The sequence below is a fragment of the Spirilliplanes yamanashiensis genome (assembly GCF_016863475.1).
Classification (GTDB): Bacteria; Actinomycetota; Actinomycetes; order Mycobacteriales; family Micromonosporaceae; genus Spirilliplanes; species Spirilliplanes yamanashiensis.
In genome coordinates, this window is sequence record NZ_BOOY01000036.1 from 55,245 (window position 1) to 74,203 (window position 18,959).

Consider the following 18,959-nt stretch of genomic DNA (forward strand, 5'->3'; position numbering starts at 1 on the left):
GCCGGCGGGACCTTCCCGCCGGCCGTTCGCGTTCTCGTCCCCTCGCCGGGCCTCGCAAGCTTCGGCACCGGCAGGGGTCGGTGAGGCCCGGGGCGCCTGCCGCCCCTGTCCATCGGCAGGCGCCCCGGGGGTCCGGGCCCCGACGTCGTGCCGGGGTCAGAGCAGGCGGGCCACCGAGGCCGCCCACGTGTGCGGGCCGCCGTCGAGGCGCAGCGCCAGCGCCCACGTCCGCGCCGCCGTCACCAGCAGAACCGTCGCCTCGACGCTGCCCGGCCGCGGCTCACACAACCGCAGCCGCAACACCGCCGCCGGATCCGGCCGCCGCCCGTGCCGGTCCGCCACCCGGTGCGGCGCCGGCCGCCGCGGACCCGCGCGGCCGGCGGTCGCGAGCGCGCGCTTGGCCTCGGCGATGCGGTGCATCGCCGCCCGGGTGTGGGCGATGATCTCCGCCGCCTCGACCGGGCGGCACAGCGGGCGCAGGTGCGCGGGAGGCCGGTAGCCGTTGAGCACCTCGACCAGCACGGCCACGTAGCGGCGCACCGCCTGCCGCGCCTCGGCGGACGGCCCGGCGACGATCGGCGGCGGGCCGGCGGGGGACCGGGGCGGCTCGAGGAGCGCGACGGCGGCGGTCATCGGGCGGTCCTGTGACGTGGTGATGAACGCGGCGCCCGCGTGGGCCGGGCTCGCGTGGGCCGGGCTCGTGGTGGTCGGGCCCGTGGTGATCGGCGAGGGCGGACCTGGCGTGGTCCACATGGGCTCCGCCTCGGGGTCCGTCGGAGTGGGCCAGGAAGTGTCGGTGGTGGGTGGGAGGGTCGGTGAGCTCCAGAAGACGTGGTCCGCCTCGTCGTCGTAGGGCGGGTCGCAGCGCGGGACCGGCCGCACACGGATCGCCGGCCGCAACCGGGCGGGTCGTCGTGTGTTCGGCATGACCTCGATCGTCCGCACCGCGGATCACCCGCCAATCCTTGCGTTTGCTTTCGTTTGCCTGTGACGAAGAGTCTGCCGAACAGCGATCAACACCGTCAATGCCTGTGGATAACTCCCGTGACCCGCCGGCAGCGGCCCCGGCGGCGCAGTGGAAGAGAAGCGGCGAGGGCGCGTCGAGGCTGCGGGTGCTGGCGGGGCCGAGGCGCGATCCGACCGGTCAGGCGCGAGGAGAAGGTGTGTGGCGGCGACTAAGGCGCGAGGCAGGCCAAGGACAGGCAAGAGATCGCAGCGAAGGAAGCCAGGGTGCGACGGAAGGGTTCACGCGCAGGTGGAGAAGGTGGCGGCGGGTCAGCGAAGGAGGGGCTGGCCCAGGCATCGGAGGCCCCGCGGCGCCGGTAATCGCCCCGTCAGTCGTCGCGGTCGACGAGGGGGTTCGTGCGGACCCAGTCCGCCGTCTCCGCGTACTTCTGCTCGATGTACGCCTCCAGCCGGGCCCGTTCCACCCGCCACTGACCACGCCCGCCGACCTTGATCGCGGGCAGTTCGCCGCTGCGGACCATGTGGTAGACCTGCGAGTCCGACACGTTGAGCTCGGCGGCCACGTCGGACAGCTGCATGAAGCGGCCTTCCACGTCCCATCTCCTCCCGGTCGGCTGCGTCAGGCTCAGTTTGCCACCGATCGCCTGCGCCGCGAATTCTCGCCCACAGGCGCCGGCACGTCGCGGGTGGGCAGGGGGCTGGAGTAGACGACGCTGGTGGTGACGGAGCCGAGGCCGGAGATGCGGCCGGTGATCTCCTCGAGGTGGCCCATGGAGCGGGCGACGACCTTGAGGACGAAGCAGTCCTCGCCGGTGACGTGGTGTGCCTCGACGATCTCCGGGGTGGTGTCGAGCAGGGCGTGGAAGGGCCGGTAGTTGCCGGTGGGGTAGCGCAGGCGGACGAACGCCATGATCGTGAGGCCGACGGCGGCGGGGGAGACGTCGGCGCGGTAGCCGGTGATGATGCCGGCTTCTTCGAGGCGGCGGACGCGGTCGGTGACGGCGCTGGGGGACATGGCGACGTCGCGGGCGAGGTCGGCGTAGCTGAGGCGGCCGTCGCGCTGGAGGGCGGTGAGCAGCTTCCAGTCGGTCGCGTCCAGGGTATCCTCGGCCATGCGGCCAACGTACCGGGGATTCAGCGGCTGGGGAACACCAGAACCGGGGATCGGCCCTGCCGCGCCGCAAGATTGAAAACTAGCGTGGGCGCCATGACGAACACAGACGCCGTGGCCTTCTTCCGGCAGAAGCTGACGATGGAGACCGACGCCGCCGACGTGCACGCCGCGCTGGCGTCGGGGGAGCCGGGATTCGTGCTGGTGGACAGCCGCGACGACGCCGCCTGGCGGCAGGGGCGCATCCCGGGGGCGGTGCACCTGCCGGCCGCGCAGGTCGCCGCGCGGGTGCACGAGCTGCCCGCGGGCGTGCCGGTGGTGACGTACTGCTGGGGGCCGGGGTGCAACGGCGCGACGAAGGCTGCGCTGGCGTTCGCGCTGGCCGGGGTGCCGGTGCGGGAGATGATCGGCGGGATCGAGTACTGGATCCGGGAGGGGCACGGCGTGGAGAACGAGCACGGCATCGTGACCCGGCCGGTGGACCAGCTCTGCGGTTGCTGAGGACGGCCGTACCCTGTCACCCGTGGATCAGACCGTCCGGGTGTACGTGCCCGCCACCGTGCCGTTGCTGGGCCTGTTGCGCGAGACCGGGGAGCTGGCGGCGCGCCACGCGCACGCCGTCACGCCGTCGCTGCGCGAGTGGTACGCGGAGGGCGACGAGGAGGAGCTGGAGTACGTGGCGTTCACGCGTGCCGCGCAGGCCGCGTTGCAGCTGCTCCGGCACGACCCGAAGGCGCCGCGCCGGCGGGTGGTGATCTCGGCGGACGTGCCGGCGGGGTCGCTGGTGCGCGAGGAGGTCGAGCTGGGGTCGAGCGACGTGGTCCTGGCGCAGCCGGTGCCGTTGCGGGCGGTCGCGGCGATCCACGTGGACTCCGCGTCCGCGGGCGACGACGTGGCGGCCGCCGCCGACGTGGTGGAGGAGGCGCTGGCGGGGGACCCGGACGCCCAGTTCACGGTGGACTCCGCTGAGGACCACGAGCTGGAGTGGTACGCCCCGGACGAGCTGGGCGACCTACTCTGACGGCGCCTTGAGGGTGCGGCCGACCAGGACGATCGCGGTCACCGCGCCGAGGAACAGCACGACGAGGGCGCCGTTGGTGCGGCTGCCGCTGAGCAGCTGCTGGCCGGCGCGCTCGATGTCGCTGACGCGGCCGGCGAGGTCGAGCACGCGGGCGGCGGCGGTGCGCGACAGCAGCTCGGCGACGAGCAGGGCGGCGCCCGCGCCGGCGCCGGCGAGCGCGTAGGCGGGCCAGCGCAGGCCGCGGCCGCGCAGGCAGAGGTAGGCGACGACGCCGGCGAGCAGGCCGCCCGCGAACGCCTGGACGAGCGCGAACCGGTCCAGGGCCTCCAGGCGGGACACGACGGTGCCGGCGGAGCCGAGGGCGCCCAGCAGCGGGGCGGACGCCAGGTTCATGGCGAAGCCGAGCGCGAACACGGCGAGGCAGGCCCAGGCGGCGGCCGCGACGACTGGGGCGGCGCGCACGCCGGCGACGGCGCCGCCGAGGATCGCGGCCGCGGCGAGGGTGCCGGCGAGGACCGCGTAGACCCAGCCGTCGGGGTACGTGAGCAGCACGGAGCCGCCCGCGAGCAGCCCGGCGGCCAGCCCGGTGCCGGCGGCGACGCCGAGCCGCGGGGTGCCGGCGAGGGTGCGGCGCCGGCCGGTCAGGGCGAGCGCGCCGAGGGCGAGGCCGGCCCCGGCGACGAGGGTGGCGCTGATGGCCCCGGGCAGGGCGTACGCGGTGGAGGTGACCTCCATCTCGGCGGCGGCCCGGCCGACGATGCTGGCCCGGGCGGACCACAGCATGCCGACGGCCCACAGCAGGGCGGTCACCGCGAGGGCGATGTCCCCGGTGGCCCGGGCGGGCGCCGGGCGCGGCGTCGTGGTGGTGGCCGCCTCGTCGCTCATCGGGCCAGCGTATCGGGGTCCCCGGCCGACCCCCGGACCGCGTGCCAGGATGAGGTGACCGGGACCGTCCACACCCCTGCAGGACGGCGGGCCGGTGGTCGAAAGTGCCGTCGATGACCTCGAGGAGTACGCCGATGGATGCCCTGCTCTCCGTGCCGAAGCCGCACAACGAGCCGGTCCGTTCCTATGCGCCGGGCAGCGCGGAGCGCAAGAGCCTGGCCCGCCGCGTGGCGGAGCTGGCGGCGGACCAGCTGGACCTGACCCTGACCGTGGGCGGTGAGCAGCGCCCGGGCGGCGGCGCGCCGTTCGACGTGGTGCAGCCGCACCGCCGCCACCACGTCCTGGGCGTGGCGCGCCAGTCCACGCACGCCGACGCGCAGGCGGCGGTGGCCGCCGCGAAGGCCGCCGCGCCGGGCTGGCGGGCGCTGCCGTACGCCGAGCGGGCGGCGGTGTTCCTGCGGGCCGCGGAGCTGCTGGCGGGCGGCTGGCGGGACACCCTGAACGCGGCGACGATCCTCGGGCAGTCGAAGTCGGCGCAGCAGGCGGAGATCGACTCGGCGTGCGAGCTGATCGACTTCCTGCGGTTCAACGCGAAGTTCGGCGAGCAGATCCTGGCGGAGCAGCCGGAGTCGTCGACGGGCGTGTGGAACCGGTTCGACCACCGGCCGCTCGAGGGTTTCGTGTACGCGGTGACCCCGTTCAACTTCACGGCGATCGCGGGCAACCTGCCGGCGGCGCCCGCGCTGATGGGCAACACGGTGGTGTGGAAGCCGGCGCCGACGCAGCAGTTCGCCGCGCACTTCACGATGCGGCTGTTCGAGGCGGCCGGGCTGCCCCCGGGCGTCATCAACATGCTGCCGGGCGACGGCATCGCGGTGTCCGAGGTGGTGCTGGCGGACCCGGACCTGGCGGGCATCCACTTCACCGGCTCGACGACGGTGTTCCGGCACCTGTGGCAGCAGGTGGGCGCGAACATCGAGCGGTTCCGGGCGTACCCCCGGCTGGTGGGCGAGACCGGCGGCAAGGACTTCGTCGTGGCCCACCCGAGCGCGGACGCCGACGCGCTGCACACCGCGCTGATCCGGGGCGCGTTCGAGTATCAGGGGCAGAAGTGCTCGGCGGCGTCGCGGGCGTACGTGCCGCGCTCGATCTGGGACGGCGGCCTGCGGGACCGGCTGGCGGCCACGGCCGACGGCATCGGGTACGGCGACGTCGCGGCGGACCTGTCGACGTTCGGCGGCGCGGTGATCGACGCGAAGGCGTTCGCGAAGCACGCCGGCGCGCTGGACCGCATCAAGAACTCGGGGTCCTGCACGGTGCTGGCGGGCGGCACGGCGGACGACGCGGAGGGCTGGTTCGTGCGCCCGACCGTGGTGGAGTGCACCGACGCCACCCACGAGGTGTTCACCACCGAGTACTTCGGCCCGATCCTGTCGGTGTTCGTGTACGACGACCCGGCCTTCGAGGACACGATGCGCCAGGCGGAGGCCGTGGCGCCGTACGCGCTGACGGGGTCGATCTTCGCCACCGACCGCTCGGCCATCGACCGGGCGGCGGAGGTGCTGCGCTTCGCCGCGGGCAACTTCTACGTCAACGACAAGCCGACCGGGGCGGTCGTCGGGCAGCAGCCGTTCGGCGGCGCGCGGGGCAGCGGCACGAACGACAAGGCGGGCTCGATCCTGAACCTGCTGCGCTGGGTGTCGCCGCGGACCATCAAGGAGACGTTCGAGCCGGCCGTCGATTACCGCTATCCGCACATGGGGTGATCGCGGCAGCCCTTTCCTGCCCTGCCGAGATGTCCGTGTTCGATCGGGCGAAATGTCCGTCTGCCGCGGTCCAGTGTAGCTGCTGGACCGCGGCGGCGCAGGCAAAACGCCCATCGGCGGCTCTCCTGAACGGACAGTCGGTGCGGGACAGTCCGTTGTGGAAACGCACTTAGGACGAATCGGGCGAAACGCTGGACGCCGCAGGGAAGAAGTGGCAGCGTAGAGGGCATGCCCGACACTCAGATCAACCCTACGGCTGCCGCTCTGCTCGGCCTGCTGCACGAGGGCCCGATGACCGGCGGCCAGCTGATGGCGGCCGCCGAGCGTCGCCTCGGGCCGTACTGGTCGATGACCCGCAGCCAGGTCTACCGCGAGCTCCCCGTTCTGGCCGAGATGGGCTATGTCCGCCTCGGCAAGCCGGGCCCGCGGTCCAGCCAGCCCTACGCCATCACCGCCGCCGGCAAGCGCGCCTTCGGCCGCTGGCTGACCGACAGCCCCGGCCGGGACGCGATCCGCAACCCGGTCGCGCTGCGCGTCGCCTTCGGCCAGCAGCACTCCGGCAACCAGCTCAAGAGCCTCTACACCGGTGCCAACGAGTACCACGCCGAGGCGCTGGCCATGGCCCGCGAGCAGGCGAAGGAGGCGAAGAAGGCCGGCGACCAGTACGGCGCCGCCGCGCTCGAGTTCGCCGTCGCCTACCACAAGGCCGCGCTCACCTGGCTCAAGTCCGCTCCGGCGGAGTGATCCACCGCCGCTGACCGCGGGCGGGCGCACGCACGCCCGCGGTCCGGCGGCGTACGCTTGGCAGTCGTGACGCCTGCCGATTACGCCGAAGAGCTCAAGTCCCTGGACGCCGTCCTGCGCAACATCGAGAACGTGCTCGATCTCGATCGGCTGCACAAGGACAAGGCCGACCTGGAGGAGCAGGCGTCCGCGCCGGACCTGTGGAACGACCAGGCCCGCGCGCAGGAGGTCAACACCCGCCTGGCCTACGTCGCCGGTGAGATCAGCCGGCTCGAGAAGCTGCGCACCCGGCTCGACGACGCCGGCCTGCTGCTGGAGATGGCGCAGGACGCGGGCGACGACGACTCCATCGCCGAGGTGGGCGCCGAGCTGGTCGGCCTGCGCAAGTCCGTCGAGGAGATGGAGGTCCGCACGCTGCTGTCCGGCGAGTACGACTCCCGCGAGGCGGTCGTGGCGATCCGGGCGGGCGCGGGTGGCGTGGACGCGGCCGACTTCGCCGAGATGCTGCTGCGCATGTACCTGCGCTGGGCCGAGCGGCACGGCTACCCGACCGAGGTCTACGACACCTCGTACGCGGAGGAGGCGGGCCTGAAGTCGGCGACGTTCGCCGTCAAGGCCCCGTACGCGTTCGGCACGCTCAGTGTCGAGTCGGGCACGCACCGTCTCGTGCGCATCAGCCCGTTCGACAACCAGGGCCGGCGCCAGACCAGCTTCGCCGGCGTCGAGGTCATGCCGGTCGTGGCGCAGACGGACCACATCGACATCCCGGAGAACGAGGTCCGGGTCGACGTCTACCGCTCGTCCGGCCCCGGCGGACAGTCCGTCAACACGACCGACTCCGCGGTGCGGCTCACCCACATCCCCACCGGCATCGTCGTGACCTGCCAGAACGAGAAGAGCCAGCTGCAGAACAAGGCGTCCGCCATGCGGGTGCTCCAGGCCCGGCTGCTCGAGCGCAAGCGGCAGGAGGAGCAGGCGAAGATGGAGGGCCTGAAGCAGGACACCACCGGCTCGTGGGGCGACCAGATGCGCTCGTACGTCCTGCACCCGTATCAGATGGTGAAGGATCTGCGAACCGAGCAGGAGACGGGCAATCCGTCCGCGGTCTTCGACGGCGAGATCGACTCGTTCATCGAGGCGGGGATCAAGTGGCGCAAGCAGACCGAACTGGGCGACGCGTAGATCATTACTCTGGGTGGTCGGGGTCACCTTGTCGGTGATAACTGCACCCCAACGTCGGTGCGGTCACGCTGGACGGCGTCAGATCCCCGACCCACCGGACTTGGCGATTTCGTTACACCGCGTAGACTCCACCCTCGTGATTCAGCTCGACAGTGTGACGAAGACGTATCCGAAGGCATCGCGGCCTTCGCTCGACAATGTCTCGGTCGGGATCGAGAAGGGTGAGTTCGTCTTCTTCATCGGGCCCTCCGGCTCGGGGAAGTCGACCATCATCAAGCTCCTGCTGCACGAGGTGCAGCCGACCAGCGGCAAGGTCATGGTCAACGCCAAGGACGTGACCTCGATGCGGTCGTGGAAGATCCCCCACTTCCGCCGCTCGATCGGTTGTGTCTTCCAGGACTTCCGGCTGCTGCCCAACCGCACCGCCTACGAGAACGTGGCGTTCGCGCTCGAGGTGATCGGCAAGACCAAGGCCGTCGCCCGGCGCGTCGTGCCCGAGGTCCTCGAGCTGGTCGGCCTGGGCGGCAAGGAGCACCGGTACCCGCACGAGCTGTCGGGCGGCGAGCAGCAGCGCGTCGCCGTGGCGCGGGCGTTCGTCAACCGGCCGCTGATCCTGCTGGCCGACGAGCCCACGGGTAACCTCGACCCGGACACGTCGATCGAGATCATGCGCCTGCTGGACCGGATCAACCGGACCGGCACCACGGTCGTGATGGTCACGCACGACTCGAACATCGTGAACCAGATGCGCCGCCGGGTCATCGAGATCGAGAGCGGCAGGATCGTCCGCGACCAGGCTCGCGGCGTCTACGGCTAGACCCGGTTCCGCCGGCTGACATCACTGATCCGCGGAGTCCGGAAGGAACCCGATGCGTTTCAAGTACGTCCTCAACGAGGTCCTCGTCGGTCTCTGGCGCAACGTCACGATGACGATCGCCATGATCATCACCATGACGTTCTCCCTGCTCGGCCTGGGCGTCAGCGTCCTGGGCTACATGCAGGTCGACCAGATGCAGGACTTCTACTACGGCGAGATCCGCGTCGCCATCTTCCTCAACGACGACGTCACGGAGGCGGAGCGCAGCGGTCTCAACGCCGCGCTCGACGCCAACCCGCTCGTCGAGGAGAAGAAGTACGAGAGCAAGGAGGACGCGCACGCGCGCTTCCAGACGCTCTACGCCGACCAGCCCGACTTCCTGCGCTCGGTGCAGGCCCAGCAGCTGCCGGAGTCGTTCCGCGTCCAGCTGAAGGACCCGGAGGGCTACGAGGCGTTCGCCCAGTCCATCCAGGGGATCCCCGGCATCCAGGACGTGGTCGACCAGGGCCAGATGCTCGACGACCTGTTCGACGTGTTCGGGACGCTGCAGGTGGCCGCCCTGGTGGTCGCCTGCGTCATGGCGGTCGCCGCGCTGCTGCTCGTCGCGAACACCATCCAGGTGGCCGCGTACAGCAAGCGCCGCGAGGTCGCCGTGATGAAACTCGTCGGCGCCTCGAACTGGTTCATCCAGGCGCCGTTCGTGCTGGAGGCGGTGGTCGCCGGCATCATCGGCGCGATCATCGGCTGGCTGCTGCTGCTCGGCGGTAAGGAGTTCCTGATCGACGGCCCGCTCCAGCAGCTCACCACGATCATCACGCCGATCCCGTTCGACAACGTGCTGCTGCAGCTGCCGCTCATGATGGGCGCCGGCGCGCTCGTCTCGGCCATCACCGGCTGGGTCACGCTGCGCTTCTACCTGCGCGTCTAGGTTCGCCGCACGGCTCCTCCGGATGCCGCGCACCCCGCTGCCGGGGTGCGCGGCATCCGTCGTCTGCGGGGCGGTAGTTGCGGAAATTGCCGTTTCGGACGGATGTGCCCCGTGTTGCCGGAGTACCGTGGTGAGCTGACGGGGGGAGATCGCTCGTGCACGCGTACCGAACCGGGGCCCGGCTGTGGGCGGCCCTGCTGGTGCCGGTCCTGGCGCTCGCCGGCTCGCTCGCCGGCTCCGCGGCCCAGGCCGACCCACGCGACGACGCCAAGGCCGCCGCCACCGCCGCCGACCGCGCCGCCGCCAACCTCGAGGACGCCACCGCCGCCGCCCAGCGCGCCGGCATCGCGCTCGCCACCGCCGAGGCCGCCCTGCCCGGCGCCCAGCAGCGCGTCGCCGAGGCGCAGGGCCGCGTCGTCGCCGCCGAGATCACCGCGAGCACCGCCCGCCGCCGCGCCGACACCGCGCAGGAGGCCTACGACGCCGTCGCCGCCCGCTTCGCCCGCGCCCAGGCCCGGGTCGAGTCCAGCCGCGACGAGTTCGGCGCCCTCGTGCGCCGCAGCTACCAGGGCGGCACCGTCGCCACGTTCTCCGTCCTGCTCAAGGCCACCGGCCCGATGGACGCCCTCGACCGCTACGGCTACGTCAGCCGCGTGCTCAACGGCCAGCAGGACCTCATCGACGAACTCGTCGCCGCCCGCCGCGCCGCCCGCGAGGCCCAGGACGCCGCCGGCGCCGCCAAGCGCGCCGCCGACGAGGCCCGCGCCGAGGCCGAGGCCGCCCTCGCCGCCGCCGAACGCGCCCAGCAGGAGGCCGAGCAGGCCCGCGCCGCCGTCCTCGCCCTCACCGAACAGCGCCGCACCGCGCTGCTCGCCGCGTCCGCCGAGCGCACCGCCACCCTCGCCAAGTACCGCCTCGCCCGCGTCGAGGAGGCCCGCATGGTGGCCGAGCTGCGCGCCTGGGAACGCCGCAACGGCGTCGGCCCCACCCTGCAGCCCGGCGCCCGCTTCCTCATGCCCGTGCACGGCTGGAAGTCCAGCGACTTCGGCATGCGCTTCCACCCGCTCTACGGCGCCTGGCGGCTGCACGCCGGCGTCGACCTCGCCGCCGGCAACGGCGAACCCATCTACGCCGCCGCCGACGGCCGCGTCATGCGGGCCGGCTGGGCCGGCGGGTACGGCAACTACACCTGCGTCAGCCACGGCCGCCAGCAGGGCCAGTCCATCAGCACCTGCTACGGCCACCAGTCGCGCATCCTCGTCGGCGACGGCCAGCGCGTGCGCCGCGGCCAGGTCATCGGCCGGGTCGGCTCCACCGGCGGCTCCACCGGCAACCACCTCCACTTCGAGGTGCGCGTGGACGGTGACCCGCGCAACCCCGAGAAATGGCTGCCCAGCTGCCTCTGCTGACGGTGCTGTCCGGCCCGGCCGGGGTACGGGTACCATTGCGCGGCCGCGTACGCCGAAGGGGGTCGAGCCATGCCACGTGAGCAGGGACGCAAAGTCGTCGCGTCGAACCGCAAGGCACGGCACGACTACGCCATCCTCGACACCTACGAGGCCGGCATGGCGCTGACCGGCACCGAGGTCAAGTCGCTGCGGCTCGGCCGCTCCTCGCTCGTCGACGCGTTCGCCCACGAGCAGGGCCGCGAGCTGTACCTGCACGGCATGCACATCCCGGAGTACACGCAGGGCACCTGGACCAACCACGAGCCCCGCCGCACCCGCAAGCTGCTGCTCAAGCGCGTCGAGATCGACAAGATCCTCAGCCGCCTGCGCGACGACGGCGTCACCCTCGTGCCGCTGTCCGTCTACTTCAACGACGGCTGGGCCAAGGTGGAGCTCGGCCTCGCCAAGGGCAAGAAGTCGTACGACAAGCGCCAGGACCTCGCCAAGCGCGACGCGCAGCGCGAGATCACCCGCGCCCTCGGCCGCCGCAGCAAGGGCATGGGCTGACCCCCGTGCGGGGCAAGCACGCCAGGCCCCCCGCCGGGCCCCTCGGCCCGATCCGCGACCTGCACCGCCGCAGCCTGCGCACCGTCGACCTGCGCGCCCAGCTCGTCGGGCTCGGCGCCCTGCTCGTCGCCATCGCCGTCTTCACCGCCGGGGCCCTCACCATCGACCGCGCGCCCGGCCCCGCCCCGGGGCCCGCCGATTCCGTCGACGCCGCCGCCCGCCCGGCGTCCGCCCCGCCCGTCGCCGACCAGCCCGCCGGCGCCGTCTCCTCCGCCGCCCGGCTCAGGAACCCTGACCTCGAGACGACGGCCACCCCGACCCGCCGCCCGGTCGCGCCCAGCCCGCGCCCCACCGCGCCCCGCGAGCCCGAACTGAAGATCGCCGACGGCCTCCAGGCCCGCTACGTCGTCAGCGGCAGCTGGGACACCGGCTTCGTCGCCGGCGTCGTCGTGTTCAACCCCACCGCCCAGGAACTCGCCTGGCGCGTCGAGATCAGCCACGCCCGCTCCGCCGAGGTCCAGGTCGTCACCCACTGGAACGCCGACATCACCCGCTCCGGCTCGTTCGTCGTCTTCGCCGGCGGGCCGCTGCCGCCCGGCGGCATCCAGACCTTCGGCTTCGAAGCCCTCAAGAAGCCCGCCGGCCCCGTGCGCCCCACCGGCTGCACCGTCAACGGCACGCCGTGCGAGATACCGGAATGAAGTCCGGGCGCGGACACGTTAGTCTTGTCGGGTGGCCGCACACGGCGGTCGCGCACGAGGGGGTGACTGGTTTCGACTTCGTCCGTGGAGACAGGGGAAGCGAGCCGAGGAAGCCGACGTCGTCTCGAGAATCGGTCGTCGGAAACTTATAAGCGCCAAGAACGATAGCGCTGAGTCGTACGCTCTCGCCGCCTGAGGCGAGTAGCTGACTCTGTCGACCCGGGGGTGCCTCCGCCCCGGTTTGTCGACATCATTTAGGAGGCTGGCCAATCGGACCCGGTCACGGGGGCCGTGCGGCGAGACTAATCGTGGCTGGGCCCGTCACACCGACTCGCTCGCGTGATCGGTGGGGCCGAGTAGAGGCACAGCGAGCTGCGCTCGGAGAAGCCCTGATGAAGCGTCGAAGGACCCGGGTTCGATTCCCGGCACCTCCACGAGTCCCTGAGTCCCCCCTGTCCGCGGAGAGCGCGGACCGGGGGGACTCGTCATTCCGCTCCGGGGGCCGAGCCCCCGGACGCCCCCACGCCGGGTGGCCGCTCCTCGCCTGTCGCTAGCGCTCGGCTGCCTTCGCGATCTTCTTCAGGGTCGCTGTGAACGCCGCACGGCCGGCCACGGCTAGCACTGGACTGAGCAGGCGGGTGATGCGGTGGGGGGTCACTGTCACGTCCTCGTGCCAGCGGATCTGGGTGCGGTCCGGTCCTTGGGGGATCACCTCGAACCAGGCTGTGCCGTGGATCAGGCGGCCCAGTTTCAGGACCGCGCAGCGGCCCGGGGCGGTGTCCGTGGGAGGCTGCCACTCCGTGACGCGCATCGGGTCGTCGAACGCCAGCGGGCCCACGCCGGTGCGCGTGACGAAGACCGCGCCCACGCCGTCGGGGCGCTCCGAGGTCACCCGCACCTTCGTCAGCGGCACCCAGTCGCCGTGCCGCGGCCAGTCCACCAGGGTGTCCCACACCCGGGCGGCGGGCGCGGCCGCCTCGACGGTGGCCGTGAAGCGCGTGCTCACGGCAGCTCGATCGGCAGCTTGAGACCGTCCAGGGCCTGCGGGCACGGGCACGCGCGATCCGCGGGCAGCGCCGCCACCGCGTCCAGCAGCACCCCACGCAGGCGGTCCGTGTTCTCGCCGAACACCCGGAAGACCTCCTCGTGGGTCACCGCCTGGCCGCCCTCGACACCCGCGTCCAGGTCCGTCACCAGGGCCACCGCCGTGTAACAGAGTGCCAGCTCGCGGGCCAGGACCGCCTCCGGATGACCCGTCATGTTCACCACCGCGCCGCCGATCGCCGTGAACCAGCGCGACTCCGCCCGCGTCGAGAACCGCGGCCCCTCCACCACCACCATCGTGCCGCCGTCCACCGCGTCGGGCATGGCCGCCAGCGCCGTCCGCCGGCCCACCGGGCAGTACGGGTCGGCGAAGCTCACGTGCACCGCGCCGGAGTCGAAGAACGTCTGGCAGCGACCGCTCGTGCGGTCGATCAGCTGGTCCGGCACCACGAACGTGCCCGGCCCCAGCTCCGGCCGCAACCCGCCCACCGCGCACGGCGCGAGGATCTGGCGCACCCCCAGCGAACGCAGCGCCCACAGGTTCGCCCGGTACGGGATGCGGTGCGGCGGGAACCGGTGATCCCGGCCGTGCCGGGGCAGGAACGCCACCCGGCGCCCACCCACCTCCGCCACCGTGACGGCGTCCGACGGGGCACCGTACGGCGTGTCGACGACGTGCTGCACGGCGTTGTCCAGCAACGCGTACAGCCCCGAACCGCCGATGACGCCCAGCTCGGCGACGGCGCTCATCGGGCCGCCCGGACCACGGCCGGGTACAGGACAGGCTCACTCATGCGCAGACCTTATCGGTGGCCTGGAACGCAGGCTAATGTGCGAGCATGGCGTTCACCGCAGGCCCGTCCGAGCACCTCCCGGCGCTGATCGTGGGGCGCCGTGCACGGTGAGGGTCAGCGAATCGGAGGTCGGTCGATGGAGTCGATGACCGGCCGGCTCCTGGTCGCCACACCGACGCTGAAGGACCCCAACTTCGACCGTACGGTGGTGCTCCTCGTCGCCCACGAGACCGGCGGCGCCCTCGGCGTCGTCCTCAACCGGGCCACCGAGGTCCCCGTCGCCGACGTCCTGGGCGCCTGGGGCGAACTCGCCCGCGACCCCGCGGTCCTCTTCGAGGGCGGCCCCGTCCAGCCCGAGTCCGCCATCTGCCTCGCCCGCATGCGCCCTGACACCACCAAACGCCTCAGCGGCTTCCACCAGGTCGCCGGCAGCGTCGGCACCGTCGACCTCTCCGCCGACCCCGACCGCTTCCGCGACCGCATCACCGGCCTGCGCGTCTTCGCCGGCTACTCCGGCTGGTCCTCCGGCCAGCTCGAGGAGGAGATCGCCGCCGGCTCCTGGTTCGTCTTCGACGCCCTCCCCGGCGACGCCTTCGTCGCCCGCCCCGACGACCTGTGGCCCATGGTCCTGCGCCGCCAGGGCGACATCCTCGCCGCCGTCGCCCACTTCCCGCCCGACGTGTCGCTCAACTGAGGCCCCCTGCCGCGGGCGGGGTGGGCGGGTGTGTACTATTCCGTGAGTGCCCGGGCGACCGGGGACTGCAAGGGGCTGTGGCGCAGCTGGTAGCGCACCACACTGGCAGTGTGGGGGTCAGGGGTTCGAGTCCCCTCAGCTCCACCCTTGCTGGCCTGGACTTTCGTCCAGGCCTTTTTCCTTTTCCGCTCCCTGCGGCCCCCGCGGTCCGTCGCCGAGCCGGTTCGCGCGGGTCGATCATCGCCGGATCCGGCCCGGCGCCTCCTCGACGGCCGGGCGGGGGCCGGGGCGGCCGCGACGATGTGCGAAAGCCCCCGGCCCGCCCTCGATCGGAGGCGGAGGCCCGCCCTGGGGACGTTGAGTCGGGACTCCTGCGACCAGGGGGAGAGCATCCGCTGCCGAGGTTCTGGTCGGTCGCCATGAGATGCACACGGACTTTCACCGTGTTGCGCTTGCCGGGCACCTCCTCGCCGGAGACCTCGGCATAGACGCCGACCTCGTCGCCGTGGCAGACCTCCCAGTTGACGCGCTCGCCGACTCCGACGGTGAGGCGCGGAGTCTCCACCGGGTACTCGCGCTTGAAGCGGGAGATGGTTCCTTCCTGCCGGCAGCTGCCGGGGTGGGCGATTCGATTCGGGGTGCGGTGATGGGCCGGCTCGCCGGGATCACGAACCGGGCGGCCGTCGTGGCGGGGGCGCACATGCCCGCAGCAGCGTCGTTCCGGCTACACCGCGATCCCGCCCGTTCGGGCGCCTCCAGGCGCATGCCACGGGCCGCGAGCGGGCGGTGGCGCCTCGCCCCGCGCGCGGACGGCGCCATCGGTGCGGTCGCCGGCGGTCGGCCGGCGGTCGGCGTCAGCAGCTTCGGCTCAGGGTGACGGTCACCGCGGTGGACCGCCAGGTGCTCGCCGCCGACTGCAGGCTGTAGGTGAACGTGCCGTTGCCGACCGTGGTGTCGGTGTACTCGTTCGTGCCGCTGCCCGCGACGGTGACCGTGGCCTCCGTGACGCCGCCGTTCGTGCGCACCAGTTCGTAGCCGGTCGCCCAGGCGGGCACGCCCGCGGTGTTCCACGACGTGACCACCTGGCCCCTGGTGGCGGCCAGGATCGGCACCTGGACGCCGATCCGGTACTGGGCGCCGCTGTGGGTGACGGTCGTGTCGCCGGTCGGCCCCGGCGCGGCGGCCGCGATGTCGCCCACGCGGCCGGTGACGGTGTTCGTGGCCGGTGACGCCGACAGCAGGGTGCTCACGTTGCCGAGTGCGGTGCCTGTGGGGTTGGTGTAGTTGGGGGCCGTGTTGGCGCTGCGGACACCCTGCAGCGCCAGCACGAGGGTGTTGGCCGCGGCGGTGGTCACGCCGGGCGCTGTCGTGGTGGTGCCGCCGCTGACGTTCGCCGACCACAGCGTTCCGGCCGCGCCGAACGGGGTGCTGGTGCTGACGTTGCGGTACACCCGCACCATGCCGATCGCCCGGCCGGCGACGGGCGCGAACGCGTAGCTGGTGGGCTCGGCGGCCGTCATCCACCGGTACAGGATGAAGCCGGCCATGATGCTGGAGCTGGGGTTGTAGACGCTGACGGCCGTGGTGAACGCCGGGGTCCCGCCCGACGCGGTGGGCATCGCGTTGTTGCCGGCGAACATGACGACCACGATCAGGTCACCGACCTCCGCGGTCGGCCGGGTCAGCGTGACGGGGGCGCCGTTGGACGCGCCCTCCGAGGCCGCGCTCGTGGCGATCAGCGCCGGCATGGGGCCGACGCCGCCGCCGGTGCAGCTGGAGACGGCGGTCAGGTCGGACGGCGGGGGCAGCGACTCGGCGGAGAAGGTGCTCGCCGGGCTGCCGGTGAACCCGGCGAAGGCCGCGCCGGTCCGTGGGAGCTGACAGACCGCGAGCAGGGGCAGCAGGGCCGCGAACGCGGCGACCAGGACGGAGCTGCCGGCTCGCTGAAGGCGACGGCCCACGACGACACCCGCCCTCCGCTTCTCCCTGCCCGTACACGAGAGATCCATCGTTCCCCGCTGGGGTCGCGGCGGCGGACGGATCGGGGTGCGGCGCGGTTGCGGGCGGCGGGCCCGGCTCACCCGGCGGCGACGCCCGCGGTGCCCGGTCCGGGGGTCAGGGGGTGCTCCGGCAGGCGTACCCAGACGCGTTTGCCGCCCTCGTGGTCGTGGGTGCCCCAGGCGCAGCCGAACGCCTCGATGAGCGCCACCCCCCGGCCGCCGGCGGCGAGCCGGGCCGGGTCCAGGGACGTGGGGTCCGGCTGGGTGGGCAGGACGGCGGAGCCGTCGGCGACGCTGACGACGACGCCGCCGTCGTGGGCCTGCAGTTCCAGGGACAGGCAGCCGCCGCCGTGCAGGACGGCGTTGGCGACCAGTTCGCTGACGACCAGGCGGGCCAGGTGGAGCCAGTCCTCGTCGGCGTAGCCCCACCCGTGCAGGACCGGCGCGACGGCGTGCCGGGCGGCCCTCGGCGCCTCGGCGCCGAGCGGCAGGTCGAAACGGGCGGTCAACTCACTCACGGCGGCGCAAATCCTTCGACACTGGCGACGGACTCCAGCATGACACCGTCCCGCGACGGCATCGGTCTGACCTTTGGGGTGCGCGGACCGGCCAGGGCGGCCGGGAACTGCGCCGCGGGTGGCGGCGACTAACGCCGTGTGCGCCGGCGGAGATCACCGCGGGTGCGTGCCCCGTGTCGCCGATCGACGAGGACCGCCGATGACCGTCACCTCCGAGCTCACCGAGTCGCCCGAGCCCGCCGGGGCCGCCCCCGGCCCGCCGCCGCGGGAGGGGCGCCGGCCGTCCGCGTTCGGTGCGCTGCTGCTGCGGCTGCACTTCTACGCCGGGGTGCTCGTCGCCCCGTTCCTCGTCGTCGCCGCCGTCACCGGGCTGCTGTTCACCGTGACGCCGCAGCTCGACGCGGTGCTCTACCGCGACCAGCTCACCGTGGACCGGCCCGGCGGCGCGGCGCTGCCGCTGGCCGGGCAGATCGCCGCCGCCCGGGCCGCGCACCCGGACGGCGCGCTCGCCGCGGTCCAGCCCGGCGGCGGCGACGACACCACGCGGGTGGTGTTCTCGCTGCCCGAGCTGGGGGAGAAGCAGCACACCGTGTACGTGGACCCGTCCACCGGCCGGGTGCAGGGCACGCTGACCACCTGGTGGGGGGCCACCCCGGTGACCACCTGGCTGGACGACCTGCACCGCAACCTGCACCTCGGCGCGGCCGGGCGGCACTACTCGGAGCTGGCGGCGAGCTGGCTGTGGGTGCTCGCCCTCGGCGGGGTCGTGCTGTGGTGGCGGCGGCGCCGGCGGGTCGCGGCGCTGTTCGCCCCGGACCTCGGCGCCCGCCGCGGGGTGCGGCGCACCCGCGGGTGGCACGCCGCCACCGGCGTGTGGCTCAGCGCCGGCCTGCTCGTGCTGGCCGCCACCGGGCTGACGTGGTCGCGCTTCGCGGGCGGCAACTTCACGGCCGCCCTCGACGCGCTCGACGCGCGTACCCCCGAGTTGTCGACCGGCCTCGCCGGCGCGCCGGCGGCCGTCGGCGGGCACCACGGCGGCGGGGCCGTGACCGCCGCGCCGGTCGACCCGGCGGCCGCCGACACCGTGCTCGGCGTCGCCCGCGGCGCCGGGCTCACCGGGCCGGTGGAGCTGACCGTGCCCGCGGACGCCGCCTCCGCGTGGACCGTCACCGGCGTCGACAACACCTGGCCGGTCGGGCTCGACCGGGTGGCCGTGGACCCGGCGACCGGCGCGGTCACCGCCCGCAGCGACTTCGCCGACTGGCCGCTGCTCGCCCAGCTCAGCAAGCTGGGCGTGCAGGCGCACATGGGCAAGCTGTTCGGCGTCGCCAACCAGGTGCTGCTCGCCGCCCTGGCGATCGGGCTGCTGTGCGTGATCGTGTGGGGGTACCGGATGTGGTGGCAGCGCCGCCCCACCCGGGCCGGCCGCCGCGCCCTCGCCGGCGCCCCGCCTGCCCGGCGCGCGTGGATCGGGCTGCCCGGCTGGGCGATCATGGGCGGCGTCGTCGCCGTGTTCGGGCTCGCGTGGGCGCTGCCGCTGTTCGGCGTGCCGCTGGCCGCGTTCCTGCTGATCGACGCGGCGGTCGGCGCCGTCCGGCGGCGGCGCCCGGCCGCGCCGGTCTCCCCGGCGCCCGCGGGGCGGTAGCCGGGCGGGGTCCGCGGGCGGGGCTACAGCCAGCCGGCGAACGCGGCGACCAGCGCGCCCGTGCCGAGCAGCCCGCTCGCGGTGAGCAGGACGGCGCTGGTGACGGAGTTGCGGTGGCGGTCGCGGGCGGTCGAGCGGTTGAGCACCGACCACAGGCAGGACGGAGACGGCGGGACGCGCGTCGCACG

Annotated in this window: 21 protein-coding genes, 1 tRNA gene and 1 other RNA gene; 14 read left to right on the forward strand and 9 right to left on the reverse strand. The window is 73.3% G+C overall.

The genetic code is table 11. The features are described 5' to 3' along the window. Positions 1-156: 156 nt before the first annotated feature. The 3 genes from Sya03_RS31905 to Sya03_RS25135 all read right to left on the reverse strand — a co-directional run bounded on the left by Sya03_RS31905 (position 157) and on the right by Sya03_RS25135 (position 2,080). A complete protein-coding gene (locus Sya03_RS31905) occupies positions 157-633 on the reverse strand; it encodes an Rv3235 family protein (protein ID WP_239107822.1) in 477 nt (158 codons plus the stop codon). 701 nt (positions 634-1,334) lie between these two features. Then, the gene (locus Sya03_RS25130; protein ID WP_203941137.1) at positions 1,335-1,544 is read right to left on the reverse strand and encodes a helix-turn-helix domain-containing protein; all 210 of its coding nucleotides are present in this window, start codon (positions 1,542-1,544) and stop codon (positions 1,335-1,337) included. A gap of 47 nt (positions 1,545-1,591) precedes the next feature. Continuing rightward, a complete protein-coding gene (locus Sya03_RS25135; protein ID WP_203940879.1) occupies positions 1,592-2,080 on the reverse strand; it encodes an Lrp/AsnC family transcriptional regulator in 489 nt (162 codons plus the stop codon). Between the two features lie 93 nt (positions 2,081-2,173). Here Sya03_RS25135 and Sya03_RS25140 point away from each other — a divergent pair, with 93 nt between their 5' ends. Both Sya03_RS25140 and Sya03_RS25145 read left to right on the forward strand, forming a co-directional pair. Beyond that, positions 2,174-2,578, forward strand: coding sequence for a rhodanese-like domain-containing protein (locus Sya03_RS25140; RefSeq protein ID WP_203940880.1), 405 nt, complete (start codon positions 2,174-2,176; stop codon positions 2,576-2,578). Positions 2,579-2,600: 22 nt separating this feature from the next. Then, the gene (locus Sya03_RS25145) at positions 2,601-3,098 is read left to right on the forward strand and encodes a DUF6912 family protein (RefSeq protein WP_239107823.1); all 498 of its coding nucleotides are present in this window, start codon (positions 2,601-2,603) and stop codon (positions 3,096-3,098) included. Here the strand turns inward: Sya03_RS25145 and Sya03_RS25150 are convergent. Next, positions 3,090-3,983 carry a hypothetical protein gene (locus Sya03_RS25150; RefSeq protein WP_203940881.1) on the reverse strand — a complete coding sequence of 298 codons (894 nt, stop codon included), beginning with the start codon at positions 3,981-3,983 and terminating at the stop codon, positions 3,090-3,092. The two genes, Sya03_RS25145 and Sya03_RS25150, sit on opposite strands and share 9 nt — an antisense overlap. 134 nt (positions 3,984-4,117) lie before the next feature. Here Sya03_RS25150 and pruA point away from each other — a divergent pair, with 134 nt between their 5' ends. From pruA to ssrA, 9 genes are all read left to right on the forward strand, one after another. Then, positions 4,118-5,749 carry an L-glutamate gamma-semialdehyde dehydrogenase gene (gene pruA / locus Sya03_RS25155; RefSeq protein ID WP_203940882.1) on the forward strand — a complete coding sequence of 544 codons (1,632 nt, stop codon included), beginning with the start codon at positions 4,118-4,120 and terminating at the stop codon, positions 5,747-5,749. A 228-nt stretch (positions 5,750-5,977) separates the two neighbouring features. After that, positions 5,978-6,493 carry a PadR family transcriptional regulator gene (locus tag Sya03_RS25160; RefSeq protein ID WP_203940883.1) on the forward strand — a complete coding sequence of 172 codons (516 nt, stop codon included), beginning with the start codon at positions 5,978-5,980 and terminating at the stop codon, positions 6,491-6,493. 66 nt (positions 6,494-6,559) lie between these two features. Beyond that, positions 6,560-7,675 (forward strand): peptide chain release factor 2, encoded by a 1,116-nt coding sequence (gene prfB / locus Sya03_RS25165; protein ID WP_203940884.1) that lies wholly within the window; start codon positions 6,560-6,562, stop codon positions 7,673-7,675. Positions 7,676-7,811: 136 nt separating this feature from the next. Continuing rightward, positions 7,812-8,492 carry a cell division ATP-binding protein FtsE gene (ftsE, locus tag Sya03_RS25170; RefSeq protein ID WP_203940885.1) on the forward strand — a complete coding sequence of 227 codons (681 nt, stop codon included), beginning with the start codon at positions 7,812-7,814 and terminating at the stop codon, positions 8,490-8,492. 52 nt (positions 8,493-8,544) lie between these two features. Then, entirely contained in the window at positions 8,545-9,420 is an 876-nt protein-coding gene (gene ftsX / locus Sya03_RS25175) for a permease-like cell division protein FtsX (RefSeq protein ID WP_203940886.1), read from the forward strand. Between the two features lie 155 nt (positions 9,421-9,575). Further along, entirely contained in the window at positions 9,576-10,829 is a 1,254-nt protein-coding gene (locus tag Sya03_RS31270) for a M23 family metallopeptidase (RefSeq protein ID WP_239107824.1), read from the forward strand. A gap of 69 nt (positions 10,830-10,898) precedes the next feature. Continuing rightward, positions 10,899-11,375 (forward strand): SsrA-binding protein SmpB, encoded by a 477-nt coding sequence (gene smpB, locus Sya03_RS25185; protein WP_203940887.1) that lies wholly within the window; start codon positions 10,899-10,901, stop codon positions 11,373-11,375. A 5-nt stretch (positions 11,376-11,380) separates the two neighbouring features. Beyond that, entirely contained in the window at positions 11,381-12,076 is a 696-nt protein-coding gene (locus Sya03_RS25190; RefSeq protein WP_203940888.1) for a cellulose binding domain-containing protein, read from the forward strand. Between the two features lie 58 nt (positions 12,077-12,134). Further along, positions 12,135-12,513, forward strand: a transfer-messenger RNA (tmRNA) gene (ssrA, locus tag Sya03_RS25195). A gap of 113 nt (positions 12,514-12,626) precedes the next feature. Here ssrA and Sya03_RS25200 read toward each other — a convergent pair. Both Sya03_RS25200 and Sya03_RS25205 read right to left on the reverse strand, forming a co-directional pair. Continuing rightward, a complete protein-coding gene (locus tag Sya03_RS25200) occupies positions 12,627-13,082 on the reverse strand; it encodes an SRPBCC family protein (RefSeq protein ID WP_203940889.1) in 456 nt (151 codons plus the stop codon). Beyond that, positions 13,079-13,870: an S-methyl-5'-thioadenosine phosphorylase gene (locus Sya03_RS25205; protein WP_203940890.1), complete on the reverse strand. Its 792-nt coding sequence runs from the start codon at positions 13,868-13,870 to the stop codon at positions 13,079-13,081. The genes Sya03_RS25200 and Sya03_RS25205 overlap by 4 nt, the downstream gene beginning before the upstream one ends. Before the next feature lie 180 nt (positions 13,871-14,050). Between Sya03_RS25205 and Sya03_RS25210 the strand changes: the two genes are divergently transcribed. Both Sya03_RS25210 and Sya03_RS25215 read left to right on the forward strand, forming a co-directional pair. Beyond that, positions 14,051-14,608 carry a YqgE/AlgH family protein gene (locus Sya03_RS25210; protein WP_203940891.1) on the forward strand — a complete coding sequence of 186 codons (558 nt, stop codon included), beginning with the start codon at positions 14,051-14,053 and terminating at the stop codon, positions 14,606-14,608. A 71-nt stretch (positions 14,609-14,679) separates the two neighbouring features. Further along, a tRNA-Ala gene (locus Sya03_RS25215) sits at positions 14,680-14,752 on the forward strand. Between the two features lie 710 nt (positions 14,753-15,462). Here Sya03_RS25215 and Sya03_RS25220 read toward each other — a convergent pair. Further along, positions 15,463-16,569, reverse strand: coding sequence for a hypothetical protein (locus tag Sya03_RS25220; protein WP_203940892.1), 1,107 nt, complete (start codon positions 16,567-16,569; stop codon positions 15,463-15,465). 116 nt (positions 16,570-16,685) lie between these two features. Beyond that, the gene (locus tag Sya03_RS25225; protein WP_203940893.1) at positions 16,686-17,126 is read right to left on the reverse strand and encodes an ATP-binding protein; all 441 of its coding nucleotides are present in this window, start codon (positions 17,124-17,126) and stop codon (positions 16,686-16,688) included. Positions 17,127-17,325: 199 nt separating this feature from the next. Here Sya03_RS25225 and Sya03_RS25230 point away from each other — a divergent pair, with 199 nt between their 5' ends. Continuing rightward, the gene (locus Sya03_RS25230; protein ID WP_203940894.1) at positions 17,326-18,771 is read left to right on the forward strand and encodes a PepSY-associated TM helix domain-containing protein; all 1,446 of its coding nucleotides are present in this window, start codon (positions 17,326-17,328) and stop codon (positions 18,769-18,771) included. Between the two features lie 23 nt (positions 18,772-18,794). Here the strand turns inward: Sya03_RS25230 and Sya03_RS31675 are convergent, their stop codons facing one another. Next, positions 18,795-18,917: a hypothetical protein gene (locus Sya03_RS31675; protein ID WP_275411484.1), complete on the reverse strand. Its 123-nt coding sequence runs from the start codon at positions 18,915-18,917 to the stop codon at positions 18,795-18,797. Between the last annotated feature and the right edge of the window lie 42 nt (positions 18,918-18,959).